This is a genomic window from Streptomyces nogalater (genome assembly GCF_039532885.1).
GTDB lineage: Bacteria > Actinomycetota > Actinomycetes > Streptomycetales > Streptomycetaceae > Streptomyces > Streptomyces nogalater.
In genome coordinates this window covers 60,038-71,780 of the sequence record NZ_BAAASM010000053.1, presented here as the reverse complement: position 1 = coordinate 71,780, position 11,743 = coordinate 60,038, and the positions used below count along the sequence as shown (strand labels likewise).

Sequence of the window (11,743 nt, the reverse complement as noted above, 5' to 3'; positions counted from 1 at the left end):
ACTCTCCCCCCGTCAACCCTCGGGGGCCATGCACGGGCCTCGTAACGCGCGCGGCATCAAGGCGGCCCCCGCACCCTCACCCACCCCGGGCCACGTGGCGCACCGCCCCCCCCGAAGCCCCGCAGCGTCCCTGTCGGCCCCCGCTGTGACGCACCGCCCTCAAGCCGCCCGCGGCCCCCGTGGATTCTCCCCCCGTCAACCCTCGGGGGCCATGCACCGTCTCAGGACACCCGAGGCACCCCTGTAGACCCCCGCACCATCAACTCCCCCCGCACCGAGGTGATCCCGCCCGGCGGCGGCTCCTCGCGGCCCATGGCGACGCGGCCCGCGCGGGCGCCCGCCTCCGCCAGGGGCAGGCGGACCGTCGTCAGGGACGGGACCGCGTCGATGCTGAAGGGGAGGTCGTCGAAGCCGGCCACCGAGACGTCCTCGGGGATGCGCAGCCCGGACTCGCGCAGCGCGGCGCACGCGCCGAGGGCGACGGAGTCGTTCGCGGCCACGATCGCCGTCAGGGACGGATCCCGGCGCAGCAGCTCCAGGGTGGCCTCGTAGCCGGACCGGCGGTCGTAGCGGCCGTACACCGTCCAGCGGGGGTCCTCCTCGACGCCGGCCGCCGCGAGCGCGGCCCGGTGGCCCTCCAGGCGGTGCCGGGTGGTCGTCCGTTCCACGGGCCCGGCGATGTAGCCGAGCCGGCGGTGGCCGAGGCCGAGCAGATGGGCGGTCAGCGCGCGGGCGCCGCCCCGGTTGTCGAAGGTGAGCGCGACGGCGCCGGTGTCCGGCGCCGGCGGGCGCCCGCACAGCACCACCCGGGTCCCGGCGTCCGCCAGCTTCCGCAGCTTCGCCGCCACCGCCGCCGCGTGCGGCGCGTCCTCCACGGCCCCGCCGGTCAGCACGACGGCCGCGGCCCGCTGCCGCTGGAGCAGTGTCAGATACGTCAGTTCCCGCTCGGGCGACCCCCCGGTGTTGCAGACGACCGCCAGCCGCTCCCCGCCCGCGCGCCCGCCCGGCCCGCCGATCTCGCCCTGGATCGCGCTCGCCATGATCCCGAAGAAGGGGTCGGCGATGTCGTTGACGAGGATGCCGACCAGGTCGGAGGTGGCCGCGGCGAGCGCGCTGGCCGGGCCGTTGAGGACGTAGTCCAGCTCGTCCACCGCCCGCAGCACCCGCTCCCGGGTGGCGGCGGCGACCGGGTAGTTGCCGTTCAGCACGCGCGACACCGTCGCGGGGGAGACCTGGGCGCGGGCCGCCACGTCCGCCAGGGTCACGGTCATCTCGTCGTCCTCCGGTCACGCGTCGTGTCGTACGCCCTCGTAGACAGCCGGGCACGGGTCCTGGTTCCGACCAGACCTTACGGCCCGGGCCCCGCGCTTGTTCGCCCCCTCGAACAACCGGGACGCGGTCTTGTACCGGCCACGTCCAGAGGCTAGCTTCTCACCTTGTAGAAAGCGCTTGCTACACCGGCCCACGAAAGGGACTCACGTGACACGCAAGACGGTGCGAATCGCCATGAACGGCGTGACCGGGCGCATGGGTTACCGCCAGCACCTCGTCCGCTCCATCCTCGCCCTGCGCGACCAGGGCGGCCTCGACCTCGGCGACGGCACCGTGCTGTGGCCCGAGCCGATCCTGCTCGGCCGCCGCGAGCACGCCCTGCGGGAGATCGCCGGCCGGCACGGCCTGGAGCACGTCTCCACCGACCTGGACGCCGTCCTCGCGGACCCGTCCGTCGACATCTACTTCGACTCCCAGGTCACCTCCGCCCGCGAGGAGGCCATCGCCCGGGCGATCGCGGCCGGCAAGCACGTCTACACCGAGAAGCCCACCGCCACCGGCCTGGACGGCGCGCTGCGGCTGGCCCGCCTCGCCCACGACAAGGGCGTCAAGCACGGCGTCGTCCAGGACAAGATCTTCCTGCCGGGCCTGCTGAAGCTGAAGCGCCTCATCGACGGCGGCTTCTTCGGCCGCGTCCTGTCCGTACGCGGCGAGTTCGGCTACTGGGTCTTCGAGGGCGACTGGCAGCCCGCCCAGCGCCCGTCCTGGAACTACCGCGCGGAGGACGGCGGGGGCATCGTCGTCGACATGTTCCCGCACTGGGAGTACGTGCTGCACGAGCTGTTCGGCCGGGTGAGATCCGTCCAGGCCCTGGCCACCACCCACATCCCCGAGCGCTGGGACGAACAGGGCAAGCCCTACGACGCCACCGCCGACGACGCCGCCTACGGCATCTTCGAGCTGGAGGGCGGCGCCATCGCCCAGATCAACTCCTCCTGGGCCGTCCGCGTCCACCGCGACGAGCTGGTGGAGTTCCAGGTCGACGGCACGGAGGGATCGGCCGTGGCCGGCCTGCGCAGCTGCCGCGTCCAGCACCGCAGCGCCACGCCGAAGCCGGTGTGGAACCCGGACATCCCCGCCACCGAGGTCTTCCGCGACCAGTGGCAGGAGGTGCCCGACAACGCCGAGTTCGACAACGGCTTCAAGGCCCAGTGGGAGCTGTTCCTCAGGCACGTCTACGCCGACGCCCCCTACCACTGGGACCTGCTGGCCGGCGCCCGCGGCGTCCAGCTCGCCGAACTGGGCCTGAGGTCGTCCGCCGAGGGCCGCCGCATCGACGTCCCGGAGATCTCCCTGTGACCCTTCACCTTCCCGCCGCCGACGGCACCCTGCGCGCCTACGCACCGCGCGCCGAGCCGCTCGCCTTCACCCCCGGCACCCCCTTCACCTCCCGTACGGTCTTCTCGGCGGCCCATGTCGTCGCCGACCCCTTCGCCGACGTCACGCCCGACTCGCCCGCCGCCGTCGACTGGGACGCCACCCTCGCCTTCCGCCGCCACCTGTGGTCCCACGGGCTCGGGGTCGCCGAGGCGATGGACACCGCCCAGCGCGGCATGGGCCTGGACTGGGCGGGCGCGGCCGAACTGATCCGGCGCAGCGCGGCCGAGGCGCGTGCCGTGGGCGGCCGGATCGCCTGCGGCGTCGGCACCGACCAGCTCCCCGCCGGCACCCTCGCCGACATCCGCGCGGCCTACGAGGAACAGCTGGCCGTGGTCGAGGAGACGGGCGCCCAGGCCATCGTCATGGCCTCCCGCGCCCTGGCCGCCACCGCCCGCGGCCCCGAGGACTACCTGGAGGTCTACGGCCATCTGCTGCGCCAGGCCGCCGAGCCGGTGATCCTGCACTGGCTGGGCCCGATGTTCGACCCGGCCCTGGAGGGCTACTGGGGCTCGGCCGACCTGGACACGGCCACCGGCACCTTCCTGGAGGTGATCGCCGCCCACCCGGACAAGGTCGACGGCGTCAAGATCTCCCTGCTGGACGCCGGCCGCGAGGTCGACCTCCGGCGCCGCCTCCCGCAGGGCGTGCGCTGCTACACCGGCGACGACTTCCACTACCCCGAGCTGATCGCGGGCGACGAGCAGGGTTTCAGCCACGCCCTGCTCGGCGTCTTCGACCCGCTGGGCCCGCTGGCGGCCCAGGCGGTCCGGGTCCTGGACACCGGAGACGTAGCCGCGTTCCGCGCCCTTCTCGACCCCACGGTGGAGCTGTCCCGCCACCTCTTCCAGCCCCCGACCCGCTTCTACAAGACGGGCGTGGTCCTCCTCGCCTGGCTCGCGGGACACCAGGACCACTTCGCGATGGTCGGCGGCCTCCAGTCGGCCCGTTCCCTGCCGCACCTGGCCCGCGCCTACGAACTCGCCGACACCCTGGGCCTGTTCCCCGACCCCCAACTGGCCGAGGAACGCATGAGGACCCTGCTGTCGCTGTACGGAGTGACCCGATGAACCCCGACCTCGCCCGCTTCTCCGTCAACCAGATGACGGTGAAGCAGCTCTCCCTGCCCGAACTGACCGACGCCTGCGCCCGGCTGGGCATCACCCACGTCGGCCTGTGGCGGGAACCGGTCCAGGCGTACGGCGTGGAGGCGGCCGCCAAGCTGGTCCGCGACGCGGGCCTGACCGTGACGACGCTGTGCCGGGGCGGCTTCCTCACGGCGACCGACCCCGTCGAGCGGGCCGAGGCGCTGGGCGACAACCACGCGGCCATCGAGGAGGCCGCCGCGCTCGGCACCGACACCCTGGTCCTGGTCTCCGGCGGCCTCCCGCTGTTCAGCAAGGACCTGCACGGCGCCCGCGAACGCATCGCCGACGCCCTGGCCGTCCTGGCCCCCTACGCCGCCGAACGCGGCGTACGCCTCGCCATCGAACCCCTGCACCCCATGTACGCGGCCGACCGCTGCGTGGTCTCCACGCTCACCCAGGCCCTGGACCTGGCGGAACGCTTCCCGGCGGACCAGGTCGGGGTGGCCGTGGACACGTACCACATCTGGTGGGACGACCAGGCCCCCGCGCAGATCGCCCGCGCGGGCGCGGCGGGCCGCATCCACACCTTCCAGCTAGCCGACTGGACCACCCCCCTGCCCCAAGGCGTCCTCAACGGTCGCGGCCAGATCGGCGACGGCGCGATCGACATGCGCGAATGGAAGGGCTACGTGGAGTCGGCCGGCTACACCGGCCCGATCGAAGTCGAGCTCTTCAACGAGGAGTTGTGGGCGAGGGACGGAAGGGAGGTACTCGCGGAGACGGCCGAACGCTTCCTCACCCATGTGATCCGACAAGGGGCATGACCGACCGGGCCCGCCGCCCACGCGCGAGCTGAGGTCGATGACCCTGCTCGACGTGCAGAAGGCGGTGGAACCCGGCCCGCGTCACGCTCGCGGACGTACTCCGGAGGTCCTGGGGACACCTCGCCGGCTTCGAGTCACCCGGTCGCGGAGAGGGCGCGCAGGTCGGTGAAGGCTTGGGTGAGGTGCGCGTCCAGGCTTTGGGAGGGGTCGTCGATCCAGGCCTGGGCCGCCTGGTGGAAGGCGGCCCAGCCGGTGTGGGCTGCCAGGCCGGCCAGCCGGTCGGGGACTCCGCGCTGCCGCAGCGCCTCCGCCAGGGCTTCGGTGAGCGAGGCGGCCTTGGCCAAGTCGCGTTCGCGGAGCGCCGGTGTCACCGCGATGATCTTCAGGCGCGGTTCGGAGAACGGGCGGTTGTCCTCCAGGATCCGTCCGGCTTTCCGGAAGGCGCGGAGCAGCACGTCGAGCGGTCGCAGGTCCTCGGGGGCGTCCGCGACCTCCTGTGTGAGCGCGGCCCGGAGGTCGGCTTCTCCGTCGAAGAGCACCTCGCGCTTGTCCGGGAAGTGCCGGAAGAACGTGCGCTCGTTGACGCCGGCCCGGGCGGCGATCTCGGCCGTGGTCGTCTGGTCGAACCCGCGTTCCTGGTACAGCTCCAGGGCCGCCCGCTGAAGGCGGCGGCGCGCTTCTGCTCCGCTCCGTGGCATGCCTCAAGGGTAGCGGAAGTGTCAGTGACTGGCGCTTCTTGACGCCAGTCACTGACGCTACCTAGAGTCGAGTGACACGTAGTGCCAGTCACTGGCGCTAAAAGGGAGGGTGTCATGCATGTCTTCGTCACCGGCGGCACCGGCCAGACCGGTCCGGCAGTCGTCGCCGAACTCGTCGCGGCCGGCCACTCGGTCACCGGCCTGGCGCGTTCGGACGCCGCAGCCGCCCGGCTGGAGGCACTGGGAGTGACACCGCACCGCGGTTCCCTGGACGACCTCGACAGTCTGTCCTCCGGCGCCGCGGCCGCCGACGCCGTCCTGCACATGGCCTACGGCGGCGACTTCTCCGACCTCGACGACATGACGCGGCGCGACCGCACCGCGATCGAGACGCTCGGCCGGCCGCTGGAACACTCGGGCAAGCCGCTCGTCGTCACCTCCGGCACCCTGGTGATGCCCGCCGGCCGGGAGACCACCGAGAACGACGAGCCCGACACGGCCGGGATCGCCGCCTTCCGCATCGCCGGTGAGCGAGCGTGCCTGGGCTTCGCCGCCCGGGGTGTGCGCGCGAGCGTGGTCCGCCTCGCTCCCACCGTCCACGGTCCCCAGGACCACGGCTTCATCCCCATGCTGATCGCCACCGCACGGAAGACCGGCGTATCGGCCTACGTCGGCGACGGCACCAACCGGTGGCCTGCCGTGCACCGGCTCGACGCGGCGGTCCTGTTCCGCCTCGCGCTGGAGAAGGCGCCCGCGGGCAGCGTGCTGCACGGAGTGGCCGAGAGCGGCGTCACCCTGAAGAGCATCGTGGAGACGATCGCCCGGGGCCTGGACCTGCCCACGGTCTCGCTGACGCCCGCCGAAGCCGCCACGCACTTCGTGAGCCCGTTCATGGCCACCGCCTACGGTTTCGACGGCCCCGTCTCCAGCGCGCACACGCGGAAACTGCTCGGCTGGTCACCCGCCCACCCGACACTGCTCCACGACCTGGAGCACGGGGATTACCTGACGAGCCCGGCGCCCTGACTTCAGCGGCGCCAGGTGCCCCTTCTTGACGGCGCTCACGAACGAGGCCCAGCCGTTCACCGAGCAGAGCACGGCGGGCCCGGTGACGGTCTTGCTGCCGCGGGGGTACGTCAGGCGTTGTAGCCGCCGTGGGCGTCCAGTACCGCGCCCGTGACGTACGACGCGGCGGGGCTCGCCAGGAAGGCGATCGCCGCGGCGATCTCGTCGGGGTGCCCTGTGCGTCGCAGGGCCAGCGAGCCGAGCAGGGCGTCGAGGGTCTCGGGGTCCGGCGGCTGCATGCCGCCTTCCATCAGTCCGGCCTCCACGACGTTGGCCGTGATGTCCCGGGGCCCGAGGTCGCGGGCGACGCCCATGGTGTACCGCTCGATCCCGGCCTTGGTCGCCGCGTAGTCGGCAAGTCCGGGGGCGCCGACCCGGGAGCCCAGGCCGGAACTCACCGTGATGACGCGGCCGCCCGTGCGCAGCACCCGGGAGGCGGCCCGGATGACGGCGATCACACCGAGGTAGTTGGTGGCGTGCATCCGGTCCAGTGCGGCGGTGTCGGCCTCCGGGTCGTCCACCCTGCGGCCCTGCTCCACCGAGATCGCCGCGTTGTTGACGAGGATGTCCAGCCCGCCGAAGTGCGCGACCACGTCGTCGATCAGCGCCGGCGCCCGGCTCGTGTCCGCCTGGTCGGACCGGAAGGCGACGGCCTTGACCCCCTTGCCGAGCACCTCGTCCACGACGGCCCGCGCCCGCTCCTCGGAGCTGACGTAGGTGAAGGCGACGTCGGCGCCCTGCTCGGCAAGCAGCCGTACGGTCGCGGCCCCCAGCCCGCGTGACCCCCCGGTGACCAGCGCGACCTTGCCCGTGAGTGGCTTGCTCATTCTTCTCACCTCGTTGATCGACTCCTCGTGCAGTCGCAACGGTAATTGTTACGACCGACTGTCGCAACCTTAAGTGTTACGACTGTGCGGTCGTAGCATGAAGCGTCACGGCCGAGAGAGGGACCCATGAGCGCCAACAGCAGGCTGACCATCGCCGCCCACGCGCTGGCCTGGATCGGCCTCTATCAGCGCCAGGGCCATGAGGTCGCCACCTCCGAACAGATCGCGACCAGCGCGAACACCAACCCGGTGGTGATCAGACGGTTGCTCGGCGAACTGCGCAGGGCCGGGCTCGTGGAGTCCCGGCGGGGCGTGGGCGCGGGCTGGTCGCTGGCGCGCGAGCTGGAGTCGATGACCCTGCTCGACGTGTACGAGGCGTTGGAACCCGGCCCGCTGTTCGCGATGCACCGCACCACCCCGGATCAGGAATGCGTGGTGGGCCGCGGCATCCAGCCGGCGATGCGGAGCGTCTACGAGGGCATCGAGCAGACCCTGAGGCAGGAACTGGCCCGCGTCACGCTCGCGGACGTACTCCGGGACGTACTCGCGACACCTCGCTAGCGCTCCGGCCGCGCGGGTTCGGCGGGTCGTGTTCGGAACGGTCTCGCGATCTCTCGGACCGCTTCAGCGGCGCCCCAGTCGTCGTCACCGTGCGCGATGGTGCTCAGGAGTTCGCGGAGATGCAGGACCGGCATGCGTGCCTCCCAGCCGTCCTGGAGTCCGGCGATCTCCCGGTACACGGCGAAGAAGCGCTCCGCGACGGCCGGGCGCGGCGAGCACCACAGCATACTGAGGTCGGCCTCCGGCCAGGTGTAGGACACCGCGGGGTCGATGAGCACCGGGGCACCGTCACCGGTGGCGACGATGTTCTCCTGCCACAGGTCGCCATGGGTCAGACAGGGTGGCTGGGGCGGGATCAGTTCGGGCAGGGACGCGCAAAGCCGTTCCAGGGCCCGGCGCTCTTCACGGTCGAACGCGGCCTCGACCAGTGGCTCCGGCAGCCAGCGCAGGATGCGCCGCTCCGCGAAAAACGCGTGGCCGTCCGTCTCCCAGGTGTTGTCCTGACGCATGCGGCCCAGCCAGCCGTCGCGGTGCCAGCCGAACCGCTCGGTGACGGTGGACATGTGCAGGGCGGCGACCATGTGGGCGAGCTGTTCCCAGAAGTGTTCTTCGTCCCGGCGTGGCCGCATTCTTTCGAGTACGAGCAGCCGGGGAGAGACGCACAGTATGTCCGGCGTGTTCACCCCTCCACGGCTGCGGAGCTCGGCCAAGCCGGCGGATTCGACCGTGAATACGTCCGAATCCGGCCCCAGTATGGTCTTCGCGAAAACCTGAGCGCCGCCCTCAAGGGTGACCAGCCCCGCGACGGCGACCACGCCACCGGTGGCCTCTTCCACCGCCTCCGCTGCATAGCCCGCTTCACGGAGCCGCTCGACAAGTATCTCCGGCGTGCCGGGCGGGCTTTGGAACGGTGTGCTCATTACTGGGTGGGTGGGAGCTGGCTCTCCTTGACGGCGGTTACGAACGCGGTCCAGCCGTCCAGGGAGAAGAGCACGGCGGGTCCGGTGACGGTCTTGCTGTCGCGTACGGGTACGTGAGCGTGGCCGCGGGCGACTTCGAGGCACTCCGCTTGGTGACCGTCGCTGTAGCTGGACTTGTACCAGCCGACGAGAGCGGACGAGTTGGAGACGATGCGCTCACTGCTGACCATCTGCGTGTTCCTTCGCTGCGGCTCTGACGAGGGCCAGTGAATCCTGCTGCGACAAGGCGTCGCCCAGCGCCAGAGCGTAGTAGGTCTGACATGCGCTCACCATTGACGGATCATCCATCAGCCGCCCAGTTGCCAGCGCGTCCACGTATGCCACCGGAGCGGAGTCCTCGAAGTTCATCAGGGTGAGCAGGCTGGTCATCAGCGGGTGCGCACCGACCCCGTACGGGAGGACGTGCAGCCGAATGTGCCGTGCCTCGGCCATGTCGGCAATCTTGTAGAGCTGCTCCGCCATGACTTGGGGGCCACCTACCGCGCGGCGCAGAACAGCCTCGTCGAGCAGCGCCCAGATGACAGGAGCCGACGGTCCCTCCAGAATCTTCGCCCTGTCTGTTCGAGTGACAACTTCCTTGTCAAGCTCCGAGTCTGTGTAGTTGGGGTGGTAGGCCGTGAACACGGCCCGCGCGTACCCCGGTGTCTGAAGCAGACCGGGGACAAGTGAGAGCGCGAACAACTGGATCCGCGTTGCTTGTTGCTCCAGTTCGCGAGCGGCGGCGAACTGAGGAGCGTACTTGCCCTCCAAATCCTCCAGCCACCTCTCGAAAAACCCATCCGTCCCCAGCGCCTGGTCGATCCGACGGGCGTCATCCGGCTTGGGCAGCCGCCTCCCCGCCTCCCAGTGACTGATCAGCGTCGGCGAGCAGACCACGATCTCGCTCAGCTGCTCCTGGGTGAGCCCGGCCGCGATGCGCCGCAGCCTCAGCTCCTCCCCGTACTTCTCGCGCGGCGTCTTCGGCCTGCGGACAACGCTCATCCGGCCAACTCCCTTGGTGACAGGCGCAATGTCAACCCCCAGCCCCTGGCAGCGTAGCCACAACCGACCCCACTCTGTGAGGAAATCAGCACACAACGCAGTCACCGCAGGTGAGAAAGCAGGTCGGTATGACTCGTCTCCTGGCCCGGTTGGTCAGGCCGTCGCGTCGGCGCCGTAGGCCGGTCACATCCCCGCCGTACACGGAGGTGTCCCCGTACTCGTGCCCGTACGTCGGCGGACCCACGACGTGCCGCAGGGGCGAGGCCCCCCTGCGCGGTGAGGACAGCCCGCTCGTCCGCCCGTACCTCGCCCTGGTGGAGACCTACGCATGAGCGACCGGACGTACGACGACCCCCCGGCGAACGGGCGGCTGCTCCCGTGGACCGGCGAGGAGGGCAAGCCCTGCTACGTGCTGGGCGACGGCACGGGCTATGTGTCCCGGCTCGCGGACCAGGTCGAGAGCGTGCAGCTCGGGATGGCCGGGGAGCTGATCGACCACGCGGCCGAACTCCTCACCGCGCACCGCCTGACGGACCGGGAACTGCACTACCTCGCCCGGCAGCTCACCGCGTCCCTGCGGGAGGTAAAGCGGGTCGCGGAGAGCAGGGGGGCACGGCCGCCGAGCGGCTAGAAGAACACCCCGCACCGCAGCAGCACGTTCGCGTACGGGCGGGCCTCGCCCGTACGGACGATCAGCCGGGCACCGGCCGACAGCTCCTTCAGGCGCTCGTGCGGGACGTAGGCCAGGTCGGCCAAACGGCTCTCCAGCAGGGCCGTCGCCGCCGGGTTGGCCGTCCGGACCTCCTCCGCCGCCGTCGCTCCCTCCACCACCAGCTCGGCCAGCAGGCCGTCCAGCACCTCGGCGAAGGACGGCACCCCGGCGCGGAACGCCAGGTCCACCACCCGGGGACCGTCGGGTACCGGCATCCCCGCGTCGCACACCAGCACCCCGTGCCCGTGCCCGAGCTCGGCCAGCGCCCCGGCCAGGTGACGGTTCAGGATCCCCGACCTCTTCACCGCGCGTCACCACCCAGCGCCTCGACCTCAGCCGCCGTCGGGTACGACTCCTGCGCGCCCCGCCGTGTCACGGCCGCCGCGCCCACCCGGGCCGCGTAGGCCGCCGCGTCCGCGAGGCTCGCGCCCGCGCCCAGCCGCCAGGCCAGCGCGGCGGTGAACGCGTCGCCCGCGCCGGTGGTGTCCACCGCGTCCACCTTCACCGACGGCACCAGGGCCGTACCCGAGCCGTCGCACACCAGCGCCCCGCGCGCGCCCAGCGTGACGACCACCGAGCGCGGCCCCTTGGCCAGCAGCAGCCGCGCCCAGTCGGCGGGGTCGTCGCCGACCCGGGCGTCCCCGAGGATCACCCGCGCCTCGTGCTCGTTCACGATCAGCGGGTCACAGGCGGCCAGCACCTCCGTCGGCAGCTCGCGCGGCGGGGACGGGTTCAGCACGAAGCGGCTGCCCGGCGCCAGGTTCCGCACCACCTCCACGACGGTCTCCAGCGGGATCTCCAGCTGCGCGGACACCACCCGGGAGGCGTGGAAGAGGCTCGTGGCCGTCCGCACGTCCTCGGGCCGCAGCCGCGCGTTGGCGCCCGGCGACACCACGATGCTGTTGTCCCCGGACGGGTCCACGGTGATCAGCGCCACGCCCGTCGGGGCGCCGCCGACCAGTACCCCCACCGTGTCCACCCCGGCCGCGCGCAGGGAATCCAGCAGCAGCCGGCCGTGGCCGTCGTCGCCGACCCGCGCCAGCAGGGCCGTACGCGCCTCCAACCGGGCCGCCGCGACCGCCTGGTTCGCGCCCTTGCCGCCCGGGTGCACGGCCAGATCGCCGCCGAGCACCGTCTCGCCCGCGGCCGGCCGCCGCTCGACACCGATCACCAGGTCCGCGTTGGCCGAACCCACGACCAGCAGGTCGTAGTCGTACATCAGTTGACTCCCCTGAGAGATGACGTGGGGCGGGCGGCCCCGGAAGCGCTCCCGGGGCCACCCGCCCGACCCTGGCCCG

At 71.8% G+C, this 11,743-nt stretch carries 14 protein-coding genes; 6 read left to right on the top strand and 8 right to left on the bottom strand.

Translation table 11 applies throughout. From position 1 onward, the window contains the following. Positions 1-221: 221 nt before the first annotated feature. Positions 222-1,271, bottom strand: a complete 1,050-nt coding sequence (locus ABD350_RS29390) for a LacI family DNA-binding transcriptional regulator (protein WP_344351762.1) — start codon at positions 1,269-1,271, stop codon at positions 222-224. Between the two features lie 208 nt (positions 1,272-1,479). Here ABD350_RS29390 and ABD350_RS29385 point away from each other — a divergent pair, with 208 nt between their 5' ends. From ABD350_RS29385 to ABD350_RS29375, 3 genes are read left to right on the top strand one after another with little or no spacing between them, the layout of a single operon-like run. Further along, positions 1,480-2,631 (top strand): Gfo/Idh/MocA family protein, encoded by a 1,152-nt coding sequence (locus ABD350_RS29385; RefSeq protein WP_344351761.1) that lies wholly within the window; start codon positions 1,480-1,482, stop codon positions 2,629-2,631. Then, positions 2,628-3,779, top strand: a complete 1,152-nt coding sequence (locus ABD350_RS29380) for a dihydrodipicolinate synthase family protein (protein ID WP_344351760.1) — start codon at positions 2,628-2,630, stop codon at positions 3,777-3,779. The genes ABD350_RS29385 and ABD350_RS29380 overlap by 4 nt, the downstream gene beginning before the upstream one ends. Continuing rightward, entirely contained in the window at positions 3,776-4,621 is an 846-nt protein-coding gene (locus ABD350_RS29375) for a sugar phosphate isomerase/epimerase family protein (protein WP_344351759.1), read from the top strand. Before ABD350_RS29380 ends, ABD350_RS29375 begins: the two co-directional genes overlap by 4 nt. Before the next feature lie 134 nt (positions 4,622-4,755). Here the strand turns inward: ABD350_RS29375 and ABD350_RS29370 are convergent, their stop codons facing one another. Next, positions 4,756-5,319, bottom strand: a complete 564-nt coding sequence (locus tag ABD350_RS29370) for a TetR family transcriptional regulator (RefSeq protein WP_344351758.1) — start codon at positions 5,317-5,319, stop codon at positions 4,756-4,758. A gap of 114 nt (positions 5,320-5,433) precedes the next feature. Between ABD350_RS29370 and ABD350_RS29365 the strand changes: the two genes are divergently transcribed. After that, positions 5,434-6,345: an SDR family oxidoreductase gene (locus ABD350_RS29365; RefSeq protein WP_344351757.1), complete on the top strand. Its 912-nt coding sequence runs from the start codon at positions 5,434-5,436 to the stop codon at positions 6,343-6,345. 110 nt (positions 6,346-6,455) lie between these two features. Here the strand turns inward: ABD350_RS29365 and ABD350_RS29360 are convergent, their stop codons facing one another. Next, positions 6,456-7,211: an SDR family NAD(P)-dependent oxidoreductase gene (locus ABD350_RS29360; protein ID WP_344351756.1), complete on the bottom strand. Its 756-nt coding sequence runs from the start codon at positions 7,209-7,211 to the stop codon at positions 6,456-6,458. Positions 7,212-7,337: 126 nt separating this feature from the next. Here ABD350_RS29360 and ABD350_RS29355 point away from each other — a divergent pair, with 126 nt between their 5' ends. Further along, a complete protein-coding gene (locus ABD350_RS29355) occupies positions 7,338-7,772 on the top strand; it encodes an Rrf2 family transcriptional regulator (RefSeq protein WP_344351755.1) in 435 nt (144 codons plus the stop codon). On the opposite strand, the gene ABD350_RS29350 is transcribed toward ABD350_RS29355, so the two are convergent. The 3 genes from ABD350_RS29350 to ABD350_RS29340 are packed head-to-tail and all read right to left on the bottom strand — an operon-like array spanning position 7,769 to position 9,733. Beyond that, positions 7,769-8,692 carry a fructosamine kinase family protein gene (locus ABD350_RS29350; protein WP_344351754.1) on the bottom strand — a complete coding sequence of 308 codons (924 nt, stop codon included), beginning with the start codon at positions 8,690-8,692 and terminating at the stop codon, positions 7,769-7,771. The two genes, ABD350_RS29355 and ABD350_RS29350, sit on opposite strands and share 4 nt — an antisense overlap. Further along, on the bottom strand, positions 8,692-8,922 hold the full coding sequence (locus ABD350_RS29345; protein ID WP_344351753.1) for a DUF397 domain-containing protein: 231 nt from the start codon (positions 8,920-8,922) through the stop codon (positions 8,692-8,694). Before ABD350_RS29345 ends, ABD350_RS29350 begins: the two co-directional genes overlap by 1 nt. Next, the gene (locus ABD350_RS29340) at positions 8,909-9,733 is read right to left on the bottom strand and encodes a helix-turn-helix domain-containing protein (RefSeq protein WP_344351752.1); all 825 of its coding nucleotides are present in this window, start codon (positions 9,731-9,733) and stop codon (positions 8,909-8,911) included. The genes ABD350_RS29345 and ABD350_RS29340 overlap by 14 nt, the downstream gene beginning before the upstream one ends. Before the next feature lie 328 nt (positions 9,734-10,061). Here ABD350_RS29340 and ABD350_RS29335 point away from each other — a divergent pair, with 328 nt between their 5' ends. Further along, positions 10,062-10,364 (top strand): hypothetical protein, encoded by a 303-nt coding sequence (locus ABD350_RS29335; protein ID WP_344351751.1) that lies wholly within the window; start codon positions 10,062-10,064, stop codon positions 10,362-10,364. Here ABD350_RS29335 and rbsD read toward each other — a convergent pair. Next, complete coding sequence (gene rbsD / locus ABD350_RS29330; RefSeq protein WP_344351750.1) at positions 10,361-10,750, bottom strand: D-ribose pyranase; 390 nt, start codon at positions 10,748-10,750, stop codon at positions 10,361-10,363. The two genes, ABD350_RS29335 and rbsD, sit on opposite strands and share 4 nt — an antisense overlap. Continuing rightward, positions 10,747-11,664 (bottom strand): ribokinase, encoded by a 918-nt coding sequence (locus ABD350_RS29325; RefSeq protein WP_344351748.1) that lies wholly within the window; start codon positions 11,662-11,664, stop codon positions 10,747-10,749. The genes rbsD and ABD350_RS29325 overlap by 4 nt, the downstream gene beginning before the upstream one ends. Positions 11,665-11,743 lie beyond the last annotated feature (79 nt).